The 25,823-nt window shown below is 65.7% G+C and carries 23 protein-coding genes; 10 read left to right on the top strand and 13 right to left on the bottom strand.

The features are described 5' to 3' along the window. Window positions 1-43 precede the first annotated feature (43 nt). The 4 genes from WJS89_RS05900 to WJS89_RS05885 are packed head-to-tail and all read right to left on the bottom strand — an operon-like array spanning window position 44 to window position 4,362. Window positions 44-934 (bottom strand): 50S ribosomal protein L11 methyltransferase, encoded by an 891-nt coding sequence (locus WJS89_RS05900; protein WP_346339990.1) that lies wholly within the window; start codon window positions 932-934, stop codon window positions 44-46. Then, window positions 931-1,638 carry an SDR family NAD(P)-dependent oxidoreductase gene (locus WJS89_RS05895; RefSeq protein ID WP_346339989.1) on the bottom strand — a complete coding sequence of 236 codons (708 nt, stop codon included), beginning with the start codon at window positions 1,636-1,638 and terminating at the stop codon, window positions 931-933. Before WJS89_RS05895 ends, WJS89_RS05900 begins: the two co-directional genes overlap by 4 nt. A 47-nt stretch (window positions 1,639-1,685) precedes the next feature. After that, a complete protein-coding gene (locus tag WJS89_RS05890; RefSeq protein ID WP_346339988.1) occupies window positions 1,686-2,987 on the bottom strand; it encodes a methyl-accepting chemotaxis protein in 1,302 nt (433 codons plus the stop codon). Window positions 2,988-3,015: 28 nt separating this feature from the next. Then, window positions 3,016-4,362 (bottom strand): methyl-accepting chemotaxis protein, encoded by a 1,347-nt coding sequence (locus WJS89_RS05885; RefSeq protein ID WP_346339987.1) that lies wholly within the window; start codon window positions 4,360-4,362, stop codon window positions 3,016-3,018. A gap of 161 nt (window positions 4,363-4,523) precedes the next feature. On the opposite strand from WJS89_RS05885, the gene sdhC reads away from it, so the two are divergent. Genes sdhC through WJS89_RS05865 form a run of 4 tightly spaced genes read left to right on the top strand, consistent with a single transcriptional unit; the run spans window position 4,524 to window position 8,058 of the window. After that, window positions 4,524-4,928, top strand: coding sequence for a succinate dehydrogenase, cytochrome b556 subunit (gene sdhC, locus WJS89_RS05880; protein ID WP_346339986.1), 405 nt, complete (start codon window positions 4,524-4,526; stop codon window positions 4,926-4,928). After that, entirely contained in the window at window positions 4,928-5,317 is a 390-nt protein-coding gene (gene sdhD / locus WJS89_RS05875) for a succinate dehydrogenase, hydrophobic membrane anchor protein (protein WP_346339985.1), read from the top strand. Before sdhC ends, sdhD begins: the two co-directional genes overlap by 1 nt. A 7-nt stretch (window positions 5,318-5,324) precedes the next feature. Beyond that, window positions 5,325-7,139 carry a succinate dehydrogenase flavoprotein subunit gene (gene sdhA / locus WJS89_RS05870; protein ID WP_346339984.1) on the top strand — a complete coding sequence of 605 codons (1,815 nt, stop codon included), beginning with the start codon at window positions 5,325-5,327 and terminating at the stop codon, window positions 7,137-7,139. 40 nt (window positions 7,140-7,179) lie between these two features. Continuing rightward, window positions 7,180-8,058, top strand: a complete 879-nt coding sequence (locus WJS89_RS05865) for an LOG family protein (protein WP_346339983.1) — start codon at window positions 7,180-7,182, stop codon at window positions 8,056-8,058. A 98-nt stretch (window positions 8,059-8,156) separates the two neighbouring features. Here WJS89_RS05865 and WJS89_RS05860 read toward each other — a convergent pair whose 3' ends face one another. Both WJS89_RS05860 and WJS89_RS05855 read right to left on the bottom strand, forming a co-directional pair. Then, the gene (locus WJS89_RS05860) at window positions 8,157-8,861 is read right to left on the bottom strand and encodes a c-type cytochrome (RefSeq protein ID WP_346339982.1); all 705 of its coding nucleotides are present in this window, start codon (window positions 8,859-8,861) and stop codon (window positions 8,157-8,159) included. Window positions 8,862-8,915: 54 nt separating this feature from the next. Beyond that, window positions 8,916-9,932 (bottom strand): A/G-specific adenine glycosylase, encoded by a 1,017-nt coding sequence (locus tag WJS89_RS05855; protein ID WP_346339981.1) that lies wholly within the window; start codon window positions 9,930-9,932, stop codon window positions 8,916-8,918. Window positions 9,933-9,959: 27 nt separating this feature from the next. Between WJS89_RS05855 and WJS89_RS05850 the strand changes: the two genes are divergently transcribed. From WJS89_RS05850 to WJS89_RS05830, 5 genes are all read left to right on the top strand, one after another. After that, complete coding sequence (locus WJS89_RS05850) at window positions 9,960-10,520, top strand: DUF721 domain-containing protein (RefSeq protein WP_346339980.1); 561 nt, start codon at window positions 9,960-9,962, stop codon at window positions 10,518-10,520. After that, complete coding sequence (locus WJS89_RS05845) at window positions 10,517-11,248, top strand: thioredoxin domain-containing protein (protein WP_346339979.1); 732 nt, start codon at window positions 10,517-10,519, stop codon at window positions 11,246-11,248. Before WJS89_RS05850 ends, WJS89_RS05845 begins: the two co-directional genes overlap by 4 nt. Before the next feature lie 67 nt (window positions 11,249-11,315). Then, the gene (locus WJS89_RS05840; protein ID WP_346339978.1) at window positions 11,316-12,104 is read left to right on the top strand and encodes a thioredoxin domain-containing protein; all 789 of its coding nucleotides are present in this window, start codon (window positions 11,316-11,318) and stop codon (window positions 12,102-12,104) included. Between the two features lie 24 nt (window positions 12,105-12,128). Then, entirely contained in the window at window positions 12,129-15,542 is a 3,414-nt protein-coding gene (locus WJS89_RS05835; protein ID WP_346339977.1) for an AAA family ATPase, read from the top strand. An 87-nt stretch (window positions 15,543-15,629) separates the two neighbouring features. Further along, window positions 15,630-17,822 carry a TonB-dependent receptor gene (locus tag WJS89_RS05830; RefSeq protein ID WP_346339976.1) on the top strand — a complete coding sequence of 731 codons (2,193 nt, stop codon included), beginning with the start codon at window positions 15,630-15,632 and terminating at the stop codon, window positions 17,820-17,822. A gap of 9 nt (window positions 17,823-17,831) precedes the next feature. Here the strand turns inward: WJS89_RS05830 and WJS89_RS05825 are convergent, their stop codons facing one another. From WJS89_RS05825 to WJS89_RS05815, 3 genes are read right to left on the bottom strand one after another with little or no spacing between them, the layout of a single operon-like run. Further along, window positions 17,832-19,286 (bottom strand): UdgX family uracil-DNA binding protein, encoded by a 1,455-nt coding sequence (locus WJS89_RS05825; protein WP_346339975.1) that lies wholly within the window; start codon window positions 19,284-19,286, stop codon window positions 17,832-17,834. A gap of 24 nt (window positions 19,287-19,310) precedes the next feature. Then, window positions 19,311-19,793: a hemerythrin domain-containing protein gene (locus tag WJS89_RS05820; protein ID WP_346339974.1), complete on the bottom strand. Its 483-nt coding sequence runs from the start codon at window positions 19,791-19,793 to the stop codon at window positions 19,311-19,313. A gap of 52 nt (window positions 19,794-19,845) precedes the next feature. Beyond that, on the bottom strand, window positions 19,846-21,108 hold the full coding sequence (locus tag WJS89_RS05815; RefSeq protein WP_346339973.1) for a putative DNA modification/repair radical SAM protein: 1,263 nt from the start codon (window positions 21,106-21,108) through the stop codon (window positions 19,846-19,848). A 118-nt stretch (window positions 21,109-21,226) separates the two neighbouring features. Here WJS89_RS05815 and WJS89_RS05810 point away from each other — a divergent pair, with 118 nt between their 5' ends. Next, window positions 21,227-22,975 carry a DUF885 domain-containing protein gene (locus WJS89_RS05810; RefSeq protein WP_346339972.1) on the top strand — a complete coding sequence of 583 codons (1,749 nt, stop codon included), beginning with the start codon at window positions 21,227-21,229 and terminating at the stop codon, window positions 22,973-22,975. Window positions 22,976-22,993: 18 nt separating this feature from the next. Here WJS89_RS05810 and WJS89_RS05805 read toward each other — a convergent pair whose 3' ends face one another. From WJS89_RS05805 to WJS89_RS05790, 4 genes are read right to left on the bottom strand one after another with little or no spacing between them, the layout of a single operon-like run. Beyond that, complete coding sequence (locus WJS89_RS05805) at window positions 22,994-23,398, bottom strand: hypothetical protein (protein WP_346339971.1); 405 nt, start codon at window positions 23,396-23,398, stop codon at window positions 22,994-22,996. Window positions 23,399-23,447: 49 nt separating this feature from the next. After that, entirely contained in the window at window positions 23,448-23,981 is a 534-nt protein-coding gene (locus WJS89_RS05800) for a demethoxyubiquinone hydroxylase family protein (protein WP_346340085.1), read from the bottom strand. A 5-nt stretch (window positions 23,982-23,986) separates the two neighbouring features. Further along, window positions 23,987-24,472 (bottom strand): disulfide bond formation protein B, encoded by a 486-nt coding sequence (locus WJS89_RS05795; protein WP_346339970.1) that lies wholly within the window; start codon window positions 24,470-24,472, stop codon window positions 23,987-23,989. 4 nt (window positions 24,473-24,476) lie between these two features. Further along, window positions 24,477-25,823 carry a S41 family peptidase gene (locus WJS89_RS05790; RefSeq protein ID WP_431993783.1) on the bottom strand — a complete coding sequence of 449 codons (1,347 nt, stop codon included), beginning with the start codon at window positions 25,821-25,823 and terminating at the stop codon, window positions 24,477-24,479.

The raw sequence follows: 25,823 nt of genomic DNA, 5'->3' as shown, positions 1-25,823 counted from the left end.
AGCGGTGTTTGCGGCGCGACGAACCGAGTGATTTGGCGGAAAATTAACCTTTTTCGAGCGTTAAGACACGCCATTCATCCACGGAATGCTCGCGCGCCGACAGGCCGTGAGCGGCATAAGCGGCGGCAACCCGTTCGGCCTGCTCGTCGAGCAGGCCCGACAGCACCATCGTTCCGCCCGGTGCAAGCGCGGCGGCGAATCCGGGGGCAAGATCGATCAGCGGCCCCGCGAGAATATTGGCGATGAGCAGGTCGAACGGTTTGAGCCGCGCGAGCAACGGGTGCCCGAGTCCCGCGGCTTTGAGGAGCAGGACATGGCCCGCGCCCTCGGCGACCCTCACCTTGTTGCGGCTGGCATTCTCCTCGGCGACCTCAATGGCCACGGGGTCGATGTCGCTGGCGACGACTCGCGCGCGCGGCCACAAATGCAGCGCGGCGAAGGCGAGAAGGCCGGTGCCCGTCCCGATGTCGGCGATATTGGAGAAATGCTTGCCGTCGCGCTCCAGACGATCGAGCACTTCGAGACAGCCAAGGGTCGTAGCGTGCTGCCCCGTGCCGAAGGCGAGGCCCGCCTCGATGAGGAAATTGACGACGCCATCGTCTTCACACGGCGGGTGGGCGGGGGTGTGGACATGGAATCGACCCGCACGGATCGGCTCGATTCCCGCCTGGCTCATGGTCACCCAGTCGGCGTCCTCGAGTCGTTCGACATAGGGCGTGCCGCCGAACACCATGCGCTCGAGAATCACTTTTGCCTGCGCGCTCGGCTCTTCCTCGAAATAGGCGATCAGGCGCCATTGGTCGGGCGTGTCCTTGTCGATCTCCTCGACGACCAGGACGGGCTGGGTATCGCAGATCGCGAACTGCTCTTCGCCTTCGGCCGCGATTCGTTCGGCTTCCCTGCGGGTGCAGGAGAGGGTCACACGCCAGCTCATCGGACGAAGCTCGCGCCGTTGACGTCGAGGACCGCGCCGGTCGCGCTGGCGGGCGCATCGACGGCAAGCCAGCGGATGGTCTCGGCGATCTCGGCGGGTTCGGCGACCTTACCCAGCGGAATATCGGCGAGCAGCTTTTCGCCCCCGCGGCTGGCGAGGTAATCCTCGGCCATGCCGGTCATCGTGAAGCCGGGGCACACCGCGAAAGCGAGGATATCCTCCTGCGCATAGCCACGGGCGATCGACTTGGTCATGGCCACCATGCCGGCCTTGGCGGCGGCATAGTGCCAATGCCTGGGGCTGTCGCCGCGATAGGCGGCGCGGCTGGCGACGTTGACGATGCGTCCGCCCGCCGCGTCGCGGCTACGGAAGTGACTGATGGCGTGGCGGCAAAGATCGGCGCTGGCCTTGAGGTTGATCTGGTGGCTGCGCTCCCAGACACGGTCCCATTCCGCGTCCGACGCATTGTCGTCGACCGGTTCGAATACGCCGGCATTGTTCACGAGCACGTCGATCCGGCCATCCAGCGCCTCGAAGGCGGTTTCCCAGAGTGTGCGCGGCGCGGCGGGATCGGTGAAGTCGGCGGCGAGAAGGTCGCCGTCGCCAGCGGTCGACTGGCCCACGACACGGTGCCCGTCGGCGAGCAGCGCTTCGAGGGTTGCCGCGCCGATGCCGCGGCTGGCGCCGGTGAGAAGAATGTTCATGACGCCCCCCTAACGCCGGGGAGGCGCAATCGGAAGCATGGTGGCCCTCAGGCGGCGACGTTGAGGGCGAATTCCGAGCTCGCGCGGCTGAAGTCCTCGATTTGCGCGGTGAAGTCGTCGAAGTCGGCCTTCACCTTGCCGATCGAGCTGGCAACCTGCTCGGTCTCGCCGCGGATCGAGGCGATCGTGCTGCTCATCGAATCGGCCGCGAGCGCGGTTTCGTCGACCGCGGCAGTGATGGTGGTCACGGTTTGCGCCTGCAGTTCCATCGCCTCGCGGATACGGTCGGCGCTGGCCTGCACATCGCCGACCGTCGCGCGGATCGAGGCGTTCGATTCGACCGTCTCGCGGGTGGCCGCGGTGATGGCGGTGATCTTGCTGGCAATATCGTCGGTCGCCTTGGACGTCTGGTTGGCGAGACTCTTCACTTCCTGCGCGACGACCGCGAAGCCGCGGCCCGCATCGCCCGCGCGCGCGGCTTCGATGGTGGCGTTCAGGGCCAGCAGGTTGGTCTGGCCCGCAATGTCGCGAATGAGGCCGAGAATTTCTTCGATGGTCGCGACATGCTCCGACAGCGCTTCGGACGTGGCGACGGCCTTGGCAGCCTGGTCGCCTGCCTTCGTGGCGACGCCTGCGGCGGTCTCCACTTCGTTTCGGGCGTCCTCGATCGCCCGGATGAGGCCCGCAGCGGTCTGCGCAGCTTCGCGCATCGCGAGCGCGGACTGCTCGGCGGCGGAGGCCACTTCGCTCGTCTTGCCCAGCATGCCCCTGGCGCTCGTGGCGGTCTCGTCGGCGCGGCTGAGCATCTGCTTGGCCTTGTCGGCGGCGGTGCCCGAGATCTGCTTCACCTGGCGCTGGAACATGCGACCGTGAACGGTGCGCTCCTCGGCGGCCTCGCGGCTTTCGCAGACGGCGACCTGCGCGAGGATGATGTCGGCGGTGTAGAGCATGGTCGTCAGGATGGTGTCGCACATCTTGCCGATCATGGCGGGATCGTCGGAGAACTTCCGCCGGGCGGCGGCCATGATGTCCATGGTCGTGGCGGCGCGGCGCACGTTCCAGTGCGGGATCGATTCTTCTTCGCCGAACAGGACGATGCCGATCTGCGCGACGTCGCGGATCCATTCCTCGCTCATCGGCTTGGCGAACAGGCGCTTGACGAAATTCTCGCCGCGCTCGCCATAATGCTTCTGCGCGGCCTCGAGGATCTCGCCCTCGAGCGCGGGCCAGACCTCGGCGTGCGCCGCCGGGAAAGCAGGGTCGGCCATATAGGCTGAGACGCGCGCCTGGACCTGCTCCTCGCTGATCGGGGTCAGGGCCTTGATGCGGCGGCCAACGGGTTCGGTCATCAGCAGATTCCTCGAGGCGGGTGGCAGGTCAGACGGCGAAACGCGACACGAAATTCTGGGTTTGCTGGCGGAAGGCGGCGATCTCGTCGGAGAAGCGGCCGAACCCTTCCTCGACCCCGTCGATATCCTTGGCGACATTCTCGGTATCGCTGCGGATCGTGGCGATCGTGCTGCTCATCGAGTCGGCGGCGAGCGCGGTCTCGTCGACGGCGGCAGTGATGGTGGTCACCGTCTGCGCCTGCTGCTCCATCGCCTCGCGGATGCGGTCGGCGGACTGCTGGACGTCGCTGACGGTCTGCTGGATCGAGGCGTTGGAACTGACCGTTTCGCGCGTTGCGGCGGTGATGGCGGTAATCTTGCCCGCGATATCGTCGGTGGCGCGCGCGGTCTGGCTGGCGAGCGACTTCACTTCCTGCGCGACCACCGCAAAGCCGCGGCCCGCATCGCCCGCGCGTGCCGCCTCGATCGTGGCATTCAATGCGAGGAGGTTGGTCTGGCCCGCGATGTCGCGAATGAGGCCGAGGATCGATTCGATCGCTTCGACGTGGCCCGACAGGGCTTCGGAGGTTGCGACCGCATCCGAGGCCTGGCTGCCGGCCCGGTTGGCGACTTCTGCGGCGGTCTCGACCTCGTTACGCGCATCCTCGATGGCGCGGATGAGGCCCGCGGCGGTCTGCGCCGCCTCGCGCATGGCGGTGGCGGACTGTTCGGCAGCGGCGGCGACTTCGCTCGTCTTGCCGAGCATGCCGCGCGCGCTTGCAGCGGACTGCGAGGCCTTCTCGCGCAGCGCGCCGCTTTCCATCGTGCAGCGCTCGACGACGCCCATGACCTCGTCGTTGAATTCGCCCGCTTGGCGCGAGGTGACCATGTCGGCTTCCTGGCGGGTGATGGCGATGGCGTGGTGGATGAAGCAGTCGATCTCGAGGGCCTGCAGTTCGGACAGCGTGCGTGCGAACAGCACCGTCTGCTCTTCGGACACCGCGGCACGGCGGATCGCGACGAAGGCGGCTTCGGTTTCGGCCGAAACCCCAGCGAGCAGGGTCGACAGGCTGATGCCGCCATCGTGGGCGCGCTGGACATATTCGCGCGACTTTTCGGTCCAGCCCGGCTCGGTGATGGCGGTGAACTTGGAGCGGACATAGGGCGTGATGCGCTCGGCGAGCTTCTCGATCTTTGCCTCGGGCATCGGATCGGTGACTTCGGGCGACTGGGCGTAGCGACGCCAGAATTCGCGCGCCATCTCGACCTCGACGCCCTCGATCGCGTCGAACAGGAGCTTGGCGCGCACGGGAAGGTCTCCCGCCGGATCATAGAGTGCCAGGCCCCGCTTCAGGTCATAGGTTTCGGTGAAACCGGCTTGCGACATCATGTTCATGCTGACTGCTACTTCCCTCGAGTGATTTTTCGTGTCGTCGTCGTTCATCGACTTCCATGCACCCGAAGTGGTTAAGGCGAGGTTAGTCCAAAGGGCCCGTCTTGCACTGCGACGGGGGCTCGCCTAACGAGGCACACACTTATGATCTCGAGAGGAAATCGATGAACGCGCCCACCTCGCGTCCTCACTCGCGGCCGCTTTCGCCGCACCTGTCCATCTATCGCTGGCAATCGCATATGCTGGTGTCGATCCTGCACCGCGTGACCGGGGCTGCGATCACGGTGGCCGGGCTTGCCGTCCTGACCTGGTGGCTGGCCGCACTGGCGGGCAGCGGCGATGCCTATGCGACCTTCACCGACCATGCCTCGGCTTGGTACGGGCAGATCGTCCTCATCGGGCTGACCTGGGCTTTCTTCCAGCACACGTTCTCCGGAATCCGCCACCTCGTGCTCGACATGGGCGCGGGCTACGAGCTCAAGGTCAACCGCTTCTGGTCGATCATGACGATCGTCCTCTCGCTGTTCTTCACCGCGCTCGTCTGGGCGATCTTCAAGGGAGTGTTCTGATGGCCCGCGGAAAAAGCGCGACCCCGCTTGCGAAAGTGCGCGGCCTCGGCAGCGCGGGCGAGGGTGGCGAGCATTGGCTGATGGAGCGGTTCACCAGCGTGGCGCTGGTGCTGCTCTCGGCCTGGCTTCTCTTCTCCCTGTTGATGCTGCCAGGCTTCGACAAGGCGACCGTTGCCGAATGGCTTTCGGGGCCCGCCGGCGCGGTTCCGATGGCGCTCTTCGTGATCGTCTCCTTCGTCCACGGCCTCGACGGCCTCAAGGTGGCGGTCGACGATTACGTCCATGTCGAGGGCAATCGCATCGCCGTGCATTTCATCCTGACCATGATCGCGATCGCGGGCGCTGCCCTTGCGCTCTTCGCGCTCGCATCCCTCGCTTTCGGAGCCTGACACCCCCATGACTGCCTACAAGATCATCGATCATATCTATGACGTCGTCGTTGTCGGCGCGGGCGGCTCAGGGCTGCGCGCCACGATGGGCGCGGCCGAAAAGGGGTTGAAGACGGCCTGCGTCACCAAGGTCTTCCCGACGCGGTCGCACACCGTCGCGGCGCAGGGCGGGATCGCCGCGTCGCTTGGCAACATGGGGCCCGATCACTGGACCTGGCACATGTTCGACACCGTCAAGGGATCGGACTGGCTGGGCGACCAGGACGCGATCGAATATCTCTGCCGCGAGGCACCGCAGGCGGTCTATGAACTCGAGCATGCCGGCATGCCGTTCAGCCGCACCGAGGAAGGCAAGATCTACCAGCGCGCCTTCGGCGGCATGACGCAGAACATGGGCGAGGGCCCCGCGGCACAGCGGACCTGCGCGGCGGCGGACCGCACCGGCCATGCGATGCTGCACACGCTCTACCAGCAAAGCCTCAAATATGACGCCGACTTCTTCATCGAATATTTCGCGATCGACCTCATCATGGAAGAGGGCGCGAACGGCGAGAAGGTCTGCCGCGGGCTGATCGCACTCAATCTCGACGACGGATCGATCCACCGCTTCCGCGCACAGGCCGTGGTGCTTGCGACGGGCGGCTACGGGCGCACTTATTATAGCGCGACGTCGGCGCACACCTGCACCGGCGACGGCAACGCGATGGTGCTGCGCGCCGGCTTGCCGCTCCAGGACATGGAATTCGTCCAGTTCCACCCCACCGGCATCTACGGCGCGGGCGTGCTCATCACCGAGGGCGCGCGCGGCGAGGGTGGCTATCTGACCAACGCCGAGGGCGAGCGGTTCATGGAGCGCTATGCGCCGAGCGCGAAGGACCTTGCCAGCCGCGACGTGGTTTCGCGCTCGATGGCGATGGAGATTCGCGAGGGTCGCGGCGTCGGCGAGGAGGGCGATCACATCTTCCTCCACCTCGATCACATCGACCCTGACATCCTCGCCAAACGGCTGCCGGGCATTACCGAGACGGCCAAGATCTTCGCGGGCGTCGACCTCACCAAGAAGCCGATCCCCGTGGTGCCGACGGTGCATTACAATATGGGCGGCATCCCGACCAACTATCACGGCGAAGTCGTCCACAAGCGGGGCGACGATCCCGATGCGGTCGTCCCGGGCCTGTTCGCGGTGGGCGAGGCGGCCTGCGTCAGCGTGCACGGCGCCAATCGCCTCGGGTCCAACAGCCTCATCGATCTCGTGGTCTTCGGGCGCGCTACGGGCCTCAGGCTCGCCGAAGTCATCGAAGCGGGCAAGGCGGGGCCGAACCTGTCCAAGGACTCGGCCGACCTTTCATTGGCGCGTCTCGATCATTTCCGTCACGCCGACGGCGAGCGCCGCACCGCCGACATCCGTCTGGAAATGCAGAAGACGATGCAGGCCAATTGCGCCGTGTTCCGCACGGAGGAAGTGCTGGCCGAGGGCGTCGAGAAGATCGATGCGACCTATGCTTCGATGCAGGACGTTTCGGTCGCCGACCGTGGTCTCATCTGGAACAGCGACCTCGTCGAGACGATGGAACTCGACAACCTCCTCGTGCAGGCCAAGGCGACCATCGGACTGGCGGCGAACCGCAAGGAGAGCCGTGGCGCGCACATGCACGAGGATTATCCCGAACGCGACGATGCCAACTGGATGAAGCACAGCCTCATCCATATCGACGGCTGGGGCGGCAAGGACGGCAAGGCGACGATCGACTATCGCCCTGTCCACGATTTCACGCTGACCGACGATATCAGCTACATCGAGCCGAAAAAGCGGGTGTATTGATACTGGCGGGCGGCGTGGCATCGCGCTACGCCGCCCTGCTATGACCGAAAAACATTCACCCAAAGAACGCGTCTTTCCGACCTCCAAGTCCGATGCGGAAGCCGCCGCGCACGTCCCTTCGTCGCCGCAGACCGAGAGCGAGGCGTACAAGCTCGCCTTCCAGGACAACGAACTCATGCTGCGCGACGAGCTCCGGCCCGTCCGCCTGCAGCTCGAACTCCTGAAACCCGAATTGCTGATGCAGGAGGCGAATATCGCCTCGACCTTCGTCATGTACGGCTCGGCGCGGGTGCCGGAGCCTTCCGAGGCGCAAAAACTGCTCGATGCGGCCGATACCGATAGGGATCGCAAGGTCGCCGAGCGGCTGGTGGCCAAGGCGCATTATTACGACGAGGCGCGCAAGCTGGCGCGGATCGCCTCGACCTATCCGGTCGATGCCGACGGCGAGCGGCATTTCGTGGTCGTGTCGGGCGGGGGGCCGAGCTTCATGGAAGCCGCCAATCGCGGCGCGCACGACGAGGGCAAGGAATCGATCGGCCTCAACATCGTGCTCCCGCACGAGCAACTGCCCAACCGCTACATCACCCCGGAGCTATCGTTCCAGTTCCATTATTTCGCGATCCGCAAGATGCACTTCCTCATCCGCGCCCGCGCGGTGGCGGTGTTCCCGGGCGGGTTCGGCACCTTCGACGAGATGTTCGAACTGCTGACGCTCATCCAGACGGGCAAGGTGCACAAGATGCCGATCCTCGTCTTCGGCAAGGAAGAATTCTGGGACAAGGTGATGGATCTCGAAGCGCTGGCGCTGGAAGGCACCATCTCGAAGGGCGACCTCGATCTCATCACCTGGGTCGAAACGGCCGAGGAGGCCTGGAAGCATGTCTGCGCCGCTTACGAGGTCTGCGACCACCACGGATAGAGGCCGCCTCCCAAGGCATTGCGCAAAAGAAAAGCCAGCCTTCCGATCGATGTGGAAGGCTGGCTTTTTCGTGAGCGTTTTGCGGGCGAAAGCGCCGCCTATTCGGCCGCGTCCGCCGATTCGACGCCGCCTTCGGAACCCGTGCCCTCGACGCTTTCCTCGGTGAGGTCGTCGGCGGTGTTGGTATCGGGAGCGGTCTGCGCCTCGCCATCGTTGGCGGCGGCTTCGGCGTCGGCCTTGTCCTCGTCCATCGCGGGGGGCGGGGGAACGGGGATGTTCGAGCCCTGTTCGTTGAGCCACAGCATGACGTCGGCACGGTCCTGCGGATCGGACAGGCCCGCAAAGGTCATCTTGTTGCCCGACACGAAGTTGCGCGGGCTCTTGAGCCACTCGCTCATATTCTCGAAGTTCCAGCTACCCTCGACGCCCTGGAGCGCGGCGGAGTAGCTGAAGCCCGCATGGCCGGCGATATCTTTGCCCAGCGTGGCCCAGAGGTTGGGACCCAAGGCATTGGCGCCACCCTGCGCTGCGTTGTGGCAGGCGGTGCACTTCTTGAAGACCTGCTCGCCGCGGGTCGCATCGGCGGTCGCGAGGAAGAAGGCGATCGCCTGCTCTTCCTCGGCGCCGCCCTCGGCGACCGAGGCTTCGGCGACGTAGCTCGGGCAATAGCCGTCCTCGGCACCCTCTTCGCAGCTCTCGACTTCCTCGCCGTGAAAGACTTCGCCCACCACCAGCGTGGTGCCGAGCGCGACGACGCTGGCAAAGAGAACCCAGCCGGCGATGGTGTTTTGACGGTCGTTCATACGATCCCTTGGATTAAGTGTTTGCGGTGCCTTTACGGCGTGCCGCGCGGGGTTTCAAGGCGTGAGCGGAAGGCTTTTCTGCCGAGCGAGCGCCAGCCGGGCAGCCTTGGCGTAAAGCGTCGGCAGGCCGGCCTCGTCAAGGCGGTCCAAGGGCTGCCACCAGCCGGTCGGTTCGTCGGGCGGATCGGCGCGCTCCTCGACCGTCAACGCGAGCCGGAAATGAGTGAAACCATGCGTGATCGTGCGCTCGGTCGCGGGCGGCGAACCGTCGATCCAGTCGGTGCCGGGGAGCGCCGCCATGCCGCCGAGCAGGCCCTTGGCGGGGCGCCGGATGAGGAAGACCGATCCGTCGCGCTCGCTCCACCAGACCGTGCCGTGTCGCTCGGGCTTCTCCTTCCTGGCGGGGCGGGGCGGGTAGGATGCGGGGTCGCCCGTCGCGAAGGCGGCGCAGTCCGCGCGTACGGGACAGGCATCGCAGCGCGGCTCGCGGGGGCGGCAGATGGTGGCGCCCAAATCCATCAGTGCCTGCGCGAGCGTTCCCGAATCGACGTTCTCGTAGAGTGAAGTCGCGACGTCGCGGATCGTCGGACGCGCCTCGCGGATGGGGCGGTCGAGCGCGATCAGACGGGCGACGACGCGTTCGACATTGGTATCGATGACCACGCTGTCCGCGCCGAAGGCGATTCCGGCGATGGCGGCGGCGGTATAGTCGCCGATGCCGGGGAGCGCGCGCAATTCGGCCTCGGTCTCTGGAAAGCCGCCGCGCGTCGCGACAAGCCTGGCGCAGGCATGGAGGTTGCGGGCGCGGGCGTAATAGCCGAGCCCCGCCCAGGCAACGAGCAGCTCTTCCAGGGGGCTGTCGGCGAGCGCTTCGACGCTCGGCCAGCGCTCCAAAAACTCCGCGTAACGCGGCGCGACGGTCGCGACGGTCGTCTGCTGGAGCATCACTTCCGACAGCCAGACGCGGTAGGGATCGGGCCTGGCGTTGCTGCCGGGCGGCAGCCGCCATGGCAGGGTGCGCGCATGCGCGTGATAATAAGCTATTATTTTGTCGGAGACGCTTTGCCGCATGGCGCGCCTATGGCATGAACGCGGGCGATGACGAAGCATTCGCGACCAGAGGACCACAAACGCGTCGGCGGCGTGCGCCGCGCGGGCGATCTCGTTGCGCCCATCGCGGGGCAGGCGTTCAAGCGGTTCGGCTTCGTCCAGTCGGCGGTGGTCGAACGGTGGGAAGAGATCGTCGGCGAGAAATATGCCGCCTTGTCCTGCCCCGAATCGATCCGGTTCCCATCGGGCGCCAAACGCGGCGGGACGCTGACGTTGAAGGTCGAGGGTGCGCAGGCGCCGCTCTTCCAGCATCTCGCGCCCATGATCCTCGATCGGGTGAACGATTTCTTCGGTGCGGGCGCGGTGACGAAGGTGGTGTTCAAGCAGGGTCGGGTCGAACGTCCCGTCTCACCGGTGAAGCGGCCGCAGGTGAAGCCTGTTCCCGCCGAACTGGGCGAGGGCCTGCGCGACATTCCCGATCCCGAATTGCGCGCCTGCCTCGAGGCGCTGGCAGCGAGCCTCGACGAGGAACGACCGGCGCCGCCCCCGATCAATATCCCGGTTCTCGGACGCATCGGCGATCCCAGGCGAGAGACGAACGACCAATGAACGAGCATATCCTGAAGGCAGGCCTTGTCGCGGCGGCGCTTGGCGCGATGATGCTCCCGGGCACGGCTGCCGCGCAGCAGCAAGAGGCGCCCCACGCCGCGTGGAGCAAGGTCGTCACCAAGACCGAGGCGGGCGGCTACCGGATGGGCAGCCCCGACGCGCCGGTGAAGCTCGTGGAATATGCCTCGCTGATCTGCGGTCATTGCGCCCATTTCCACGAGGAAGGCACCGCGCCGCTTTCCGCCGACTATATCGACAGCGGACGAGTGTCGTTCGAGGTGCGTAGCTATACGCTCAACGTCGTCGACGAGACGGCCGCCTTGCTGGCGCGCTGCGGTTCGGCCGACACTTTCTTCCCGATGGTCGACGCGCTCTACGACGCGCAGGGCGACTGGTGGACCGCCAAGGTCGACGCCGTGCGCGCGCTGTTGCCCGAAGTGAAGGCGCTCTCGGCTGGCGAACAGCGCGCCCGGATCGCGCAGACGACCGGTCTCGACACGATCGCGTCCGCGCAGGGTCTATCACGGGCTCAAATCTCGGCCTGCCTGTCGGACGAGACCGCCGTCGCCGAACTTGCGGCAATTCACCAAACGGCGCAGGGCGCGCACGGCGTTCGCGGGACGCCGACCTTTCTGATCGACGATGTGACGATGACGACGTTCAACCAGTGGCCGAGCCTCAAGCCGACGCTCGACCAGATGCTGGCTCTGGACGGCCAGGCCGACTGACGCTTTACCGGAACACCATTCGAGCGATCGGCTCCCTTGAGGCGCCTCTCGCAAATCACGAGGAACGATGATGAAGAACTTGCTCATTCTCTCCGCCGCCGCGCTGGCGCTGACGGCTTGCGACAGTGACGAAGCCGCGACGGGCGGCGACCTGCCCGTGGCCGATGCGCCGGTCGAGGCGGTTGCCCCGCCAGAGGGCCAGCAGTGGAGCGACGTCGTCGCACGGACGGAGGCGGGCGGCTACATGATGGGCAACCCCGACGCGCCGGTGAAGCTCGTCGAATATGGCTCGATGACGTGCGGGGCCTGCGCCTACTTCAGCACCGACGGTGAGGAGCAGTTGGTCGAGGATTATATCCAGTCGGGCCGCGTATCGTTCGAGTTTCGCAACTATACGCGCGATCCCATCGACGTGACGGCGTCGCTGCTGGCGCGCTGCGGTGGCGAAAATCGCTTCTTCCCGCTGATGAACGCGATGTTCGCCGCGCAGAACCAGTGGTTCGGTGACAATCTGCCACAGATTCAGCAGGTCTCGCAGCAGGTGCAGTCGCTGCCCCCGACCGAGCAGTTCAAGCGCTTCGCCGAGGTGTCGGGCCTCAAGACCTTCGCGGTGCAGCGCGGTCTTCCCGCCAGCCAGGCGGATGCCTGCCTTGCCGACGAGGCGGCGGTGAGCGAACTGGTGTCGATGCAGAATGTCGCGGTCAGCGACTATGGCGTCAACAAGACGCCGACCTTCCTGGTCAACAATGTGCTCGCCGAAGCGGCCGACGCCAATTTCTCGAACCTGAAGCCGATCCTCGATCGGGCGCTGGGCGAGGGTGGCGACGAGGCCGCCGACGCGGAAACCGCCGAGTAAGATGATCGCGGGGGGCCGGCGCACATGAAGTTCCGGCGGCTCCGGCTCGTCGGCTTCAAGAGCTTCGTCGAGCCCACCGACATGCGCATCGAAAAGGGGCTGACGGGCATCGTCGGCCCCAATGGATGCGGCAAGTCCAATCTGCTCGAAGCCATCCGCTGGACGATGGGCGAGGGCAGCGCCAAGAGCCTGCGCGGCGGGGGAATGGAAGACGTCATCTTCGCGGGCACCGCTACCCGGCCCGAGCGCGACTTCGCCGAAGTGACGCTGACGATCGAGCGTGGCCCGGAGGCGGGCGAGGACGCGGGCGAGAATGAGGTCACGCGGCGGATCGAGCGGGGTGCGGGCTCGGCCTATAGGCTCAACGGGCGTGATGTGCGCGCCAAGGACGTGGCGCTGCTGTTCGCCGATGCGGCGACGGGAGCGCACAGCCCTGCGCTCGTGAGCCAGGGAAAGATCGGCGCCGTCATCGCCGCCAAGCCGCAGCAGCGGCGCCAGCTGCTGGAAGAGGCTGCGGGGATCTCGGGGCTTCACGCACGGCGCAAGGAAGCCCAGCAGCGATTGAAGGCAGCCGAGGCCAATCTGGAACGCGTCGACCGCCTCTTGGGCGAACAGGCGGCGCGCGCCGCGGTGCTCAAGCGGCAGGCCAATGCGGCGGCGCGCTATCGCAAGATTTCCGACGAGATCCGTCTCGCCGAAGCGAAGCTGGTGCTCGCCGCCTACCGCGAGGCGGAGGGGCAGGCGCGTGCTGCAGAGACGACGGCGCAGGAGATGAACAAGCGCGTCGAGGAATTGCGGGCTGCGCAGGAAGCGGCGGCCAAGGCGCAGGCGCTGGCGGGGCGCGCTCTTTCGACCGCGCGCGAGGACGCGATCGCGGCGCGTTCGGCAGGTCAGGACATCGCGCATCGCCTCTCGAGCGCGCGGGCGGAGGACACCGCGACGCGGCGCCGGATCGACGAGCTCGACGCGGCGATGCGGTCACTGGCGGGCGACCGGGCCCGCGAGCAGGCGCTGAAGGACGATGCGCTCGCCGCCATCGAACAACTGGATACCGAACAGGACGCCCTCGAAGCGCGATTGTCAGGCGAGGAAGAGGATGCCGCCGCGGCCACGCGCGCCCTTTCGGCAGCAGAGGGGGAAGCGAGCGAAGCCGAGGCGAAACTGGCCGGATTGCTGGCGCGGCAGGCGGCAGGCCGCGCCGAGCGCAAGGTGGCGGATCGTGCGCTGGAAGCCGCGCAGGCGCAGGCCGACCGGATCGAGCATGAACTGCGGCGGTTGGCCGAACAGGAAGCAACGCTCGACGCGGGCGAGGATTATCGCGCTGCACTGGAAGCGGCGGAGGCGGCGGTCGAGCAGCAGCAGGCGCGGATCGCCGAGGCCGAGCAGGACATCGAAAAGGCTGTCGCCAGCGGCGAGGCGGCAATCGAGGAGCGCGACGGCGCCGAGGCGACACTGGCGGAGGCGCGCGCCGCGTTGGCAGCGGTCGAGGCGGAATATCGCACGCTCAAGGCGGTGCTGGCGGAAGGCGGGCATGGCGCGCTCGATGGCGTCCGTGCCGACCCGGGATACGAGCGGGCACTGGCGGCGGCATTGGGCGATGATCTTCTCGCGGACATCGGCGGCAAGGGCCCCCGCCGCTGGACCGAGGCGCCGGACGACCTCGATCGCGAGCCTACATCGTCGGACGAAATGCTCGTCGATCGGGTCGAAGCCCCTGCCGCGCTGCACCGACGGTTGCGGATGATCGCGGTCGTCGAGCGGGACGATGGGCGCGCCTTGCAGCCGGGGGAGCGTCTCGTGACTCGGGACGGCCGGATGCGGCGATGGGATGGGTTCGTCGTTGAAGGCGAGGGAGCGGCAGAGGCCGAGCGGCTCGAGCGGGCCAACCGGATGGCGGCACTCGAAGAGGCTCTTCCAGGGCTCGAGGCGAGTGCACGAAAGGCTGGCGATGCGCGCGAGGCGGTGGAGCGGCGCGTGGTGGCGGGACGCGAGGCCGAGCGCGGTGCGCGCGAGCGCCTCGCAGACGCCGAGAACAAGGCGCGGGCGGCAGCGCGCGATGCCGACCGGGCACGCGCCGCGATCGAACGGGCGGAGGAGCGGGCGGCAAACCTCAAGGAGCGGCGCGCGGAACTCAAACCGTTGCATGACAGTGCCGCCGAGCGGCTGGCGGAAGCGCAGCGCGCCTTGGCCGCGCTTCCCGAGGATGCAGGGTTGGAGGCGGATGTCGCGCGCGCGCGCGAGAAAGCGGGCGAAAAAGGCGAGGCGGTGGCGACGCATCGCGCGAGGGTTGCGACACGGCGGCAGCAGATCGAGGCCGCGCGCGAGCGACTTTCTGCGGTAGCCAGCGAACGAGCGACATGGCGAACGCGGATGCGCGATGCCGAACGACGCCTCGAGGAAGCCGCTGCACGTGACGTGTCACAGCGCGAGGAACGCGAGGCGCTGGCGGTCAGGCCCGACGAACTGCGCGAGCGGATCGAGACGTTGGAAGCCGAGCATCGGAAGGTGCAGGGGCGCGTTGCCGAGAAAGCCGCGGCCGAAGCGGAAGCGAATGAGGCGCTTCGCGAGCGCGATGCCGAACTGTCTCGGGCTAACGAGGCGTTTTCGACCGCGCGCGAGCAGCGGGCCGCGGCGCGCGAACGGGCCGAATCGGCGCTGGCCGAGCGCGACCGGCAGGCGCGGGAAAGCATGGAAGTGCACGACTGCCTTCCCGGCGCCTTGCCGGGGCGCCTGGGATTTGATCCCGATGCGCTCGAGGGCGCGGGAGACTTGCGTGCGGCGCTGACGAGCCTTTCGGCCCAGCGCGAGCGGATCGGCCCCGTCAATCTCGTCGCCGAAAGCGAATTGGCGCAGTTGGAGGCCGAGCAGGAGGGAAGCGCGGTCGAACGCGAGGAACTGGGCGAGGCAATCGCACGGTTGCGCGGATCGATCGGGCATTTGAACCGCGAGGGTCGCCAGCGTCTGCTCGCCGCCTTCGAAGAGGTGGACCGGCATTTCCAGAGCCTGTTCACGACCCTGTTCGGCGGCGGACAGGCGCATCTCGAGCTTGTCGAGGCCGACGATCCGCTGGAGGCGGGACTCGAGATCATGGCGCAGCCACCGGGCAAGAAACTCTCGGCGCTCACGCTCCTGTCGGGCGGCGAACAGGCGTTGACGGCGGTGGCGCTGATCTTCGCCATCTTCCTCACCAACCCCGCGCCGATCTGTGTCCTCGACGAAGTCGATGCGCCGCTCGACGATGCCAACGTCGAGCGGTTCTGCGACCTTTTGGAGCGCATGAATGCCGAAACGGAAACGCGCTACCTTATCGTCACGCACAATGCGGTGACGATGAGCCGCATGGACCGGCTCTACGGGGTGACGATGATCGAGCAGGGCGTGAGCCGACTGGTGTCGGTCGACCTCAGCGATGCGGAAAGGCTGGTCGCGGCCGAATAATCTCCCGCCTGAAGAACAGTGCTATTGCGAATGATTATCATTAACGGTAGGGCGCCCTTCGACACTGATTGAAAGGGTACCATTTCCGTGACTTCTCGTTTCTCCGCGACGCTTCGTTTTTCGCTATTTGCCGGGACGGCTGCTGCCGTTTTGCCGACCGCCGCAATTGCCGCGCCGGGCGATTCGCTGGACATCGAGATCACGGACACGACGATCGCATCGGACGACAATTATGACAGCGATCCCATCGTCATCACCGGGAAGCGCGACGGCTACGGGGTCGACAAGGTGAAGAGCGGAACGCGCACCGATGCCGATCTCAACGACATCCCGCAGGCGATCAGCGTCGTCACCGCCGAGCAGATCGCCGACCAGGCGCTGCGCTCGGTCGGCGATGTGATGCGCTACGTTCCGGGGATCGCGATGGAGTCGGGCGAGGGGCATCGCGATGCCATCGTGGTGCGCGGCAACCTGTCGACCGCCGACTTCTTCACCGATGGGCTGCGCGACGATGTCCAGCATTATCGCGGCCTCTACAATGTCGAGCGCGTCGAAGTGCTCAAGGGGCCGAATGCGCTCGTCTTCGGGCGCGGCGGCGGGGGCGGTCTCGTCAACCGTGTCCTCAAGCGCCCCTTCTCCGATCGCTACGCGGCGGGCGGAGTCTCGATCGACAGCGAGGGCGCCGGCTTTGCCGAGGTCGACATCAACGGCTCGCTGACGCTCGCCGTCGACGGTCGCCTCAACGCCACGTACGAGCGGTTCGACGACTTTCGCGGTGTCGGCGGCGAGCGGTGGGGTGTCAATCCGACGATCGGGTGGCGCGTGTCGCCCGAAACGCGGGTCGACCTCGGCTACGAATATGCCGCAGACCATCGCGACGTCGATCGCGGGATCCCGCCGCGGGCGGGGGGCACCATCGCCGACCCTGCGCGTGCCATCGACGGTTACGACGACGTGTTCTTCGGCGACCGCGACGTCAATCGCACCGACTTTTCCAAGCATGTGGTCGACGCCGCCGTCGAACATCAACTCTCGGATGCGCTGAGCTTCAATGCCAAGGCGCTCTACGGTTCGTACGACAAGATCTACCGCAATGCGGTGCCTTCGAGCGCGGTGACGGACGTGAACGGCGTGCCGTCGGTCAAGATCAGCGCGTACGAGGACATGACCAAGCGTGAGAATTTCCTCGTCCAGAACAACCTTGTCGCGCGCTTCGACACCGGTGCCATCGGTCACACGCTGCTCGTCGGCGCGGACTATGCGCACCAGGATACCGAGGCAGGCCGACTGCGCGGCTTTTTCGATACGCTCCCGGCCGACCAGGTTTCCGCCAACGGCCGCGAAACGTTCGTGCCGCTCGCCGATCCGATTGCCATTCCGCCGCTTGCCTTCCGTGGCGGTTCGGGCGAGCGCGCGTCGGAAACCGACGTGGATGCCTTCGGCGTGCTGGTGCAGGACCAGATCGCGCTTGGTGACAGGATCGACGTGATCGCGGGCGTGCGTCATGACTGGGTCGATATTCGTGTAATCGACCTCGTCGGAGGTTCCGACCTGGAACGTTCCGATGGCCTCTGGAGTCCGCGCCTCGGCTTGGTTTTCAAGCCCACGGACGCCTTGAGCCTCTACGCCAGCTGGACGCGCAGCTTCCTGCCCCAGTCGGGCGACCAATTCTCCAGCCTGTCGCCCACCACGGCGGCATTGGAGCCCGAGCGTTTCACCAATCGCGAGATCGGCCTCAAATGGGCGGTGCTGCCGAGCCTCGACATCAATGTCGCGGCCTATCGGCTCGATCAGGATAACGTCCGTGCGCAGGATCCGGTCTCGCTCGACACGGTGCTGACGGGGTCCCAGCGCTCCGAAGGTGTCGAGCTCGAGGCGGTCGGCAAGATCGGCGCTTTCTCCATTGCAGGCGGTGTGGCCTTCCAGGATGCCGAGATCACCGAAACGACCGATGCGGCGCCCGCGGGTCGTCAGGTCCCGCACCAGCCCGACTTCGAGGCGAGCCTATGGGGTCGCTACGATTTCAGCGAGCGCTTCGGCGCGGGATTGGGCGTCAGCCACCGTTCGTCGCTGTTTGCGAGCATTTCCAACGAAGTGATCGTCGACCCGGTGACCACCGTGTCGGGTGCGTTGTTCGCGAACCTCACCGACCGCATCGCGCTCCAGGTGAACGCCGAGAACCTGCTCAACGAGGAAGGCATCAATTTCGCGCACGGCGACAACAATCTCCACCCTGTCGAGCCGCGACGGGTGCGCGGCACGGTGCGCTTCACCTTCTAGAGGACGCTCTCAGGCCGCCATATAGCGTGCGCGTTTCAGATCGTCGATGAAGCGCGCGCGCTCCTTGGCGGCGGCGTCGCGGTCGGGCAGCCGCAAAAGGTAGCTCGGGTGGACGGTGACGAGTCCCGTCCCGCCACCCGGCAACTCAATCGGTTCGCCGCGGACCCGGCTGATGGTGACCGTCTTGCCGATGAGGGCGCGCGCGGCCGTCGCACCGAGCGCGAGCGTGATCTGCGGCGCCACCAGCTTGCGTTCCGCTTGCAGCCACCACTGGAAATGCTCGATGTCGCCCGCGCCGGGTTTGGAATGGATACGCTTCTTGCCCTTTTGTACGAATTTGAAGCGTTTGACGGCATTGGTGACGTAGAGCGCGTCGCGGTCGATATCCGCTTCCTCGAGCGCCGCATTTAAGAGCTGGCCGGCGGGGCCGACGAAGGGGCGACCGGCCTTGTCCTCTTCATCGCCCGGCTGCTCGCCGACGAGCATCAGCCGTGCGTCGCGATTGCCTTCGCCAAAGACGAGCTGTGTGCCCGAATTGCCATTGTCTTGTGCGTGGCGCGCCTGCGCTTCGCGGGCGAGCGCCTCCCAACTGTCGATTCGAGGGGCGGGCGTCAGGTCGGACATGGCTTTGGGCTCCGCTGGTGGCCGGTTGCGGCTCGTCTCGATCATCGCTGCCTCGCGTGCCTGCGCGCCGGCGAGCAACTCGGGGATGAGCGCGGTCTCGGGCATATTCTTCCAATATTTGCGCGGCATTTCGGCGGTCATCGCCTTCACCTTCACGCGCGCGGGATTGAAGATCGACTTGTAATAGGTCTTCCACGTCGCCTCGACCGGATCGCCGTCGGGCGCGTCCGCCTTGGTGGCTCCCGGGCTCTCGCTCAACGTCTCGCCGTTCCAGTGCAGGCAGACCTCAGGCGTAAGGATCGACCAGCGCATGTTGGGGAAGCGGCGGATGAAGAAATCTGCTTCTGCTCGGGTGATGTGATGGTCGGGTTCGAACCAGGCGACCATCCGCTCCTCGCCGTCACTGTCGGCCATTTCGCGGAAGCGGACGAAGGCGTGCATCTTGTGCGCATCCCGACCGACTTCTTTCGCAAGACGGTTGAGCCGGTCGACGAGCGGATCGGCGCGGTCCTCCATGAGGCCCCGTTCCGACTGCAAGCGCCACAGCAGAGTGTAGAGCAGATCGAAGCGTTCGGGATCCGAGTGGAGGATGGCGCGCTTGGCAAGCGGCAGGAACGCCTTTGGCACGCGCACCTCGTTACGCGGATCGGGCGCGATCGGCGCATCGTCGCCGAACAGCCCGACGCTCTCGCCTGCAACCTCGAATGTCACCGCCTGCGGCGGCATGCGTGCCATGACGAAACCGCGCGCCGCCTCGCGCCAACCCTCGAAATCATCGGGGCGGGCGAGGAGCGCGCGGTGGAGGTCGATCTGCGGCCCGTCGGGCAGGATTGATGTCATCGCAGTCCGACGGAAGACAGGCCGCTATTCGCGGTTGTCTTCCATGTCCTTACCTTCGAGGGCGCGATCATATTCCTCCGGCTTCCGCTCGGCGAACTTCTCGCCCATCTCCTTCGCCTCGCTCTTGGAGAATTCCTCCTTGGCGGCGGGGAACATGTCCTCTTCCTCCTCATCGATATGATGAAGATAGTCATGTTTGAGCTTCTTGAATTTCTCCATCCATGCGCTCGACGAGCCGTCCGTGTCGGCGATCTCGGCCATCAGTTCGTCGAGCTCGTGATGCTCGGCGACCGAATGCTGCCCGTCATGGCGAAGTTCTGGATCTTCCAGCATGTTGGAATAAAGCGTTTCTTCCTCCGCAGCGGCATGAGCCGTCACTTCCACGCGGAAATTGTTGAAGAGCGCCTTACGCTCTTCCGTGTTGCCCAATTTCTCGATCCGCTCGAGCAATTCGCGATGCGTTTCGTGATCCTTCTTGAGGCGCTTGAAAATCGTCTGTTCGGCCATGGAATAGTCTCCTCGTTTCTTTCCCCACCAACGCACGAGGCGAGGCCGCGGTTCAGGCGGCCTTTTGGGCAGGGGGGTCGAACAGGCCGAGCTGCGCCGGCGGCGGCAGCAGGAGAGATTTCAGATCGGCGCGATCGGTCAGCAAGGTCGGCCGCCAGTCGAGCGTGACGATGAAGGGGCGCACCTTCTTGATCGAGACCGTAAGGCGCGCGACATCCTCCAGACGCAGTGTGCGGTAGCGGCGCGAAGAGAGAATGCGCTGCACGGCCTTGGTGCCGAGCCCCGGAACCCGCAACAATTGCTCGCGCGAGGCGCGATTGACGTCGACCGGAAAACTGTCGCGAAACTTCAGCGCCCAAGCGAGCTTTGGATCGATATCGAGCGGAAGCATGCCCTGATCGTCGGTCGCCGAAACGACTTCCTGCGGCGAAAACCCGTAGAAGCGCATCAGCCAATCGGACTGGTAGAGCCGATGTTCGCGCATCAGCGGCGGGCGTTTGAGCGGCAAGACAGCGCTGGGATCGGGAATAGGCGAGAAGGCGCTGTAATAGACGCGGCGAAGGCCGAAGCGATCGTAAAGGCCGTTGGCACGCGTGACGATAGCGCCGTCGTTCGCGTCGTCCGCTCCGACGATCATCTGCGTCGACTGACCGCCGGCAGCGTAGCGGGGGGCATTGCGATAGCGCTTCTTCGCATCCCTGGCGTCGAGGATATGCGATTTCATGTCGCCCATCGCGCCCTCGATTCGTTCCTCGCTCTTTTCGGGTGCGAGACTGGTCAGTCCTTCCCGGGTCGGCAGTTCGACGTTGATCGATACGCGGTCTGCATATTGTCCGGCCTGCCGCACCAGTTCGGGATCGGCATCGGGGATCGTCTTCAGATGGATGTAACCGCGAAAGTCGTGCTCGTCGCGCAGCGTGCGCGCAACGCCGACGAGTTGCTCCATCGTATAATCGGGAGACTTGATGATCCCCGAGGAGAGGAACAGGCCCTCAATATAATTACGCTTATAGAAATTGAGCGTGAGGCTGACGACTTCCTCGACCGTGAACCGCGCGCGGCGCACGTTCGAGCTCTTGCGGTTGATGCAATAGTGACAGTCGAAGATGCAGCTGTTGGTCAGCAGGATCTTCAGCAGGCTGATGCAACGCCCGTCTGGCGCATAGGCATGGCAGATACCCGTGCCGGTGGTCGAGCCCATCCCCTTACCCGAGCGACTGTCGCGGCCTTTGGCGCCGGACGATGCGCAGGAAGCGTCATATTTCGCAGCGTCCGCGAGAATGCCGAGTTTGGCCTGGGTGTCGAGCTGCGCCATAATGTTCTCTATACGTTCACGGTATCAGAAGGGAAAGACTCCTAGCCGACACAGGGAGGATTTTTCATCGACAGCGAAGGGCGGCTCGTCCTAGCTTCGCGTCTGAAAGGAAGTTTCCATGCGCTTCATGATCGCCGCCCTGCTCGCCACGACCGCCGCCGCGCCTGCCTGGGCTGGGCCGCAAGAGGATTTCGACGCGCTGACCGAGCGCTACTGGCAGGCCGAGCTAGAGGCTTCTCCCACGCTCGCCTCATCGGTCGGCGTGAAGGACTATGACGACCGCCTCTACGATTATTCGCTCGGTTCGGCCGACGCTCGGGCGCGGGAGGCGGGCTTCTTCCTGTCGCGACTGCGGGCGATTCCCGACGAGGGTCTCGATGCGCAAAGCCGTGTCGACAAGGCTATCCTGATCCGCGAGCTGGAAGTGCGCACCGAGGCCAATCGCTTCGGCCAGCGAACCATGCTGTTCTCGACCTATTCGGGCTGGCACCAGGCGATGGCAGGGCTGGCGGGCAACCTCTCTTTCCGCACCAAGGCCGACTATGAGAACTATCTGAAGCGTCTCGCCGCTTATCCTGCGCAGAACGAGACCGCATTGGCCGTGTCGGACCAGGCGATTGCGGGCGGCTATGTCCTGCCCTGTGCGGTGCTGGACGGCTATACGGGCTCGATCAGCGGCGTCATCGGCGAGGATCCCACCGCCAGCCGCTTGTTCGCGCCTTTTTTGGGCGATCGCCCCGCGGTCGTGGACGCGGACGACTGGGCGCGGTTGCAGGGCGAGGCGCGCGCGCTGATCGATGGTCCGGTGCGGGCGGCCTACGATCGGCACCTTGCCTGGTTCAGGAGCGATTACCTGCCCAATTGCGCCGAGGCGGTCGGCGTCTCCGCGCAGCCGGGCGGTGCCGACTATTACGCCTTCCAGGTGCGCCAGATGACGACGACGGATCTCACCGCGGACGAGATTCATCAGATCGGCCTGTCCGAAGTCGCCCGCATCCGCGCCGAGATGGAAGCGGTCGCGGCCGAGGCGGGTTACGAGACGCGCGAGGCTTTCATCGAGGAATTGCGCACCAACCCCGATCATTACGCCAAGACGCCCGAGGAATTGATGCGGGCGGCCGCGCGCGAAACGAAGAAGATCGACGCGCTGATGCCGACGCTCTTCACCGTACTGCCTCGGCTTCCCTACGGCATTGCCGAAATTCCCGCCGAGATCGCGGAAGGCACGACAACCGCTTACTACAATCCCGGCAGTCCGCAGAACGGCATCGCCGGACTCTACTATGTGAACACATCCAAGCTCGACCAGCGTCCCTTGTGGGAAGTGCCGGCGCTGACCGTCCATGAGGCGGTGCCGGGCCATCACCATCAGATCGCGCTGCAACAGGAAGTCGACCAGCCCGAGTGGAGGCGACAAATGTACTTCACGGCTTTTACGGAAGGCTGGGGTCTCTATTCGGAGCGGCTGGGCATCGAAATGGGTCTCTATGATACGCCCGCAAAGCAGATGGGGCGACTGTCCTACGAGATGTGGCGCGCGACGCGGCTCGTCGTCGATACCGGGCTGCATTCCAAGGGTTGGAGCAAGCAGCGCGCGATCGACTATATGCTCGACAATACCGCGCTGACCGCCGCCAACATAGAGGCAGAGGTCAATCGTTATATCAGCTGGCCGGGGCAGGCCCTCGCCTACAAGATCGGCGAATTGAAGATCCGCGAATTGCGCGCACGGGCGAGCGAGGAGCTGGGCGAAGCGTTCGATCTGCGCCGTTTCCACGATGTGGTGCTCGGCAGCGGATCGGTGCCGCTCGACGTCCTCGAACGCCAGGTGATGGATTGGGTGGCTTCAGAGAAAGCCGCGGGGTAGCGCGGGCCCCCGTTCGCCTTATTCGGGGACGTAGACTTCCTCGTCCTCGAGTTCCTCGCGCTCGGCGCGGCTCGTGTTGATGAGCTGGTCGAGGCAGCCGGTGAAGCCGTTCGGACCGACGGGCGAGCATTGCTGGATACCGGTGTTGTTGACCGTTTCCAGATAGCGGGCATTGGCTGCCCAGCTCTGCCGCTCCTGGCGCGACCCGCTCTCGCGGAAGCGCTCGGGCACGCGGTAGCGTTCGCTCTCGGGCTTGCGTGCGCAGACCACGACATTGTCGTCCGTCGAGCGGGGGCAGGGGTCCTCGCCGAAGACGACGATCTCGCTGATGGGGCGCGACTGCGCGTTGGCATCCGAGGCATTGCCGAACAGGGCGCCGCCCGCGGTGACGGCGATGCCGCCCAGGATGATCATGGTCTTCATTGCAAACAGTCCTTTCATGCCCCCAACGCTTTCAGGCAGGCGAAGTTCGTCAGATTCGTTTCGATAGCGCGATGGCCAGCTTGCATCCGGCACGGATCGCCGCGCTCATCAACGGGTAGGCAGGTGCTTCCTCGCTGCCATGTTCGCGCGCGGTATCGCGATGCTCCAGCTCCTCGAGCTGGAACTGACGGATGTCGGCGGCAAGCTCGGGCTCGTCCTGCCCTAGCGCGCGCAGCTGCTCGTCATAATGTTTGTCGATCTCGGTCTCGACCGCGTCGGTGCAGGCCATTGCGGCCTTGGGGCTGATCAACGCCGTAACCGCGCCAAGGCCAAAACCCGCGATGTTCCAGAACGGCTGGAGCAGCGTGGGACGCACGCGGCGCTCGGCCATGAGCTGGTTGAAGCGGGCAAGATGGGCATCCTCCTGCGCGGCCATGTGCGTAATGACGTGCGCGGCGGGGCTGTCCTCACCGAGCACTGCGAGTTGTCCTGCATAGATGCGGGTGGCACCATATTCGCCCGCCTGGTCGACGCGGATCATGCTCGCGACATCGGGACGCTTCTGTCCGGGAATCCAGGTCATTTCGCTCATGTGCGATCCTTCCAGAGGCCCAGCGCGATCAGCGTTGCGGCGCCGAGGCTCACGAGAGCGTTCCATCCCGCCATCGAAATGCCGAGCAGGCTCCACTGCACCGCATCGCAGCGCACGATATTACCGCCCATGATGGCATCGAGCCCCGTTCCGCCCGACGTCGAGCAGGTGGTGATCCCCGGGAAGACGCCGGCCTCGACCCCGGCATGATAGACACCGATCGCGCCCGAAATGGCAATGGCGAGCGCCGCGAGGCCCACGAGCAGGCGGCGCGCGCGAACGAGCGGGATGGCGAGAATGCCGAGCAAGAGCGCTGCAGCGTGCGGCCAGCGTTGCCAGATGCACATGTCGCACGGCACGAGCCCGCCGATCAGCTGCGAACCGATCGCACCCGCAAGGAGCGCGGCAGGGACCGCGATGCTGAGGACAAGCGCGGTGCGCGCCGTCAACAATCCATGGCGGGGGCGGGCGGGCGCGAGCATGACGCTACTTCGAGGCCACCTTGCGGGTCGACTTCTTCGCCGCGACTGCCGACGGTTTGGCTGCGAGCCGCGACATGGTCTGCAGCGCATAATGCAGCTGGAAATCCTCGATGCCTTCGGCTTCCAGTTCCTCGGCCGTCTTGGAGAAGCGCGGATCGGACTGCGTATCGTCCTCGAGCACCTTGTCCTCCACGCCCGCCTGCGCGACGAGGTGACGGCGCAGGTCGGCCTCGCGGAAGCGTGGACGGGTGAAATAGTCGGGGTCGGTCAGCTGCGGCACGACGATATCGGGCTCGATCCCGCCCGCCTGCACGCTGCGACCCGAGGGCGTGTAATAGCGCGCCGTCGTGAGGCGCAGCGCGGTTTTGGGACCCGTCTGGATGACGGTCTGCACGCTGCCCTTGCCGAAGCTGGTCTCGCCCATCACGACCGCGCGGCGATGATCCTGGAGCGCGCCGGCGACGATCTCGCTGGCGCTCGCCGAACCGGCATCGATGAGGACGATGACGGGCTTGCCTTTCGCAAGGTCGCCTTTCTTGGCGTAGAAACGGTCGATGTCCTTCTTGTCGCGCCCGCGCTCGGAAACGATCTCGCCGCGCTCGAGGAAGGCGTCGGAGACCTCGACCGCCTGGTCCAGCAGTCCGCCGGGGTTGCGGCGCAAGTCGAGGATGTAGCCGGTCGGCCCGCCGCCCGTCGCCAGCTCGATTTCGCGGATCGCGGTGGCGAGGCTTTCGGCGGTCGGTGCGGAAAAATCGTTGATGTTGATGATGCCGACATTGTCGGTGACTTCCCATTTCACCGACTTGATGTTGATGATCTCGCGCGTGATCGGGATCTCGAGCGGCGCATCGCGTCCGGGACGAATGACGGTCAGCTTGATCGTCGATCCGGCGGGGCCGCGCAGATATTCGAGCACCTCGTCGATATCCATGTCGAAGAGCAGCGTGTCGTCGACCTGCGTGATATAGTCGCCCGACTTGATGCCGGCACGATCGGCGGGCGTATCCTCGGTCGGCGACACGACCTTCACGACGCCATTTTCCTGCGTGATCGAGATGCCGAGCCCGCCATATTCGCCGTCGGTCTTGAGGCGCAGCGAGTCGAAGTCGGATTCGGTCAGGTAGCTGCTGTGCGGATCGAGGCTGGCGAGCATTCCGTTGATCGCGCCGCGAATGAGGTCGGCATCGTCGACATCCTCGACGTAATTGGCGCGCACCCGCTCGAAGACCGACAGGAAGTTCTCGAGCTCGCGGTACGTTTCCTCGTTTTGCGCGGTCGCGGACTGTTCGGCCCCCGGCATGAGCGCGACGACGCCGACGATCGCGGCGGCGGGGACGAGGCTGGTGGCGAT

This window comes from Sphingomicrobium aquimarinum (assembly GCF_039655735.1).
Taxonomy (GTDB): Bacteria; Pseudomonadota; Alphaproteobacteria; order Sphingomonadales; family Sphingomonadaceae; genus Sphingomicrobium; species Sphingomicrobium aquimarinum.
Note: the sequence above shows the minus strand (reverse complement) of the source record. Positions and strands in the feature narration are given on the sequence as shown.

Coding starts and splice junctions, on each gene's coding strand:
- WJS89_RS05900 (WP_346339990.1), bottom strand. CDS start 934: ATGAGCTGGCGTGTGACCCTCTCCTGCACCCGCAGGGAAGCCGAACGA.
- WJS89_RS05895 (WP_346339989.1), bottom strand. CDS start 1,638: ATGAACATTCTTCTCACCGGCGCCAGCCGCGGCATCGGCGCGGCAACC.
- WJS89_RS05890 (WP_346339988.1), bottom strand. CDS start 2,987: ATGACCGAACCCGTTGGCCGCCGCATCAAGGCCCTGACCCCGATCAGC.
- WJS89_RS05885 (WP_346339987.1), bottom strand. CDS start 4,362: ATGAACATGATGTCGCAAGCCGGTTTCACCGAAACCTATGACCTGAAG.
- sdhC (WP_346339986.1), top strand. CDS start 4,524: ATGAACGCGCCCACCTCGCGTCCTCACTCGCGGCCGCTTTCGCCGCAC.
- sdhD (WP_346339985.1), top strand. CDS start 4,928: ATGGCCCGCGGAAAAAGCGCGACCCCGCTTGCGAAAGTGCGCGGCCTC.
- sdhA (WP_346339984.1), top strand. CDS start 5,325: ATGACTGCCTACAAGATCATCGATCATATCTATGACGTCGTCGTTGTC.
- WJS89_RS05865 (WP_346339983.1), top strand. CDS start 7,180: ATGACCGAAAAACATTCACCCAAAGAACGCGTCTTTCCGACCTCCAAG.
- WJS89_RS05860 (WP_346339982.1), bottom strand. CDS start 8,861: ATGAACGACCGTCAAAACACCATCGCCGGCTGGGTTCTCTTTGCCAGC.
- WJS89_RS05855 (WP_346339981.1), bottom strand. CDS start 9,932: ATGCGGCAAAGCGTCTCCGACAAAATAATAGCTTATTATCACGCGCAT.
- WJS89_RS05850 (WP_346339980.1), top strand. CDS start 9,960: ATGACGAAGCATTCGCGACCAGAGGACCACAAACGCGTCGGCGGCGTG.
- WJS89_RS05845 (WP_346339979.1), top strand. CDS start 10,517: ATGAACGAGCATATCCTGAAGGCAGGCCTTGTCGCGGCGGCGCTTGGC.
- WJS89_RS05840 (WP_346339978.1), top strand. CDS start 11,316: ATGATGAAGAACTTGCTCATTCTCTCCGCCGCCGCGCTGGCGCTGACG.
- WJS89_RS05835 (WP_346339977.1), top strand. CDS start 12,129: ATGAAGTTCCGGCGGCTCCGGCTCGTCGGCTTCAAGAGCTTCGTCGAG.
- WJS89_RS05825 (WP_346339975.1), bottom strand. CDS start 19,286: ATGACATCAATCCTGCCCGACGGGCCGCAGATCGACCTCCACCGCGCG.
- WJS89_RS05820 (WP_346339974.1), bottom strand. CDS start 19,793: ATGGCCGAACAGACGATTTTCAAGCGCCTCAAGAAGGATCACGAAACG.
- WJS89_RS05815 (WP_346339973.1), bottom strand. CDS start 21,108: ATGGCGCAGCTCGACACCCAGGCCAAACTCGGCATTCTCGCGGACGCT.
- WJS89_RS05810 (WP_346339972.1), top strand. CDS start 21,227: ATGCGCTTCATGATCGCCGCCCTGCTCGCCACGACCGCCGCCGCGCCT.
- WJS89_RS05805 (WP_346339971.1), bottom strand. CDS start 23,398: ATGAAGACCATGATCATCCTGGGCGGCATCGCCGTCACCGCGGGCGGC.
- WJS89_RS05800 (WP_346340085.1), bottom strand. CDS start 23,981: ATGACCTGGATTCCCGGACAGAAGCGTCCCGATGTCGCGAGCATGATC.
- WJS89_RS05795 (WP_346339970.1), bottom strand. CDS start 24,472: ATGCTCGCGCCCGCCCGCCCCCGCCATGGATTGTTGACGGCGCGCACC.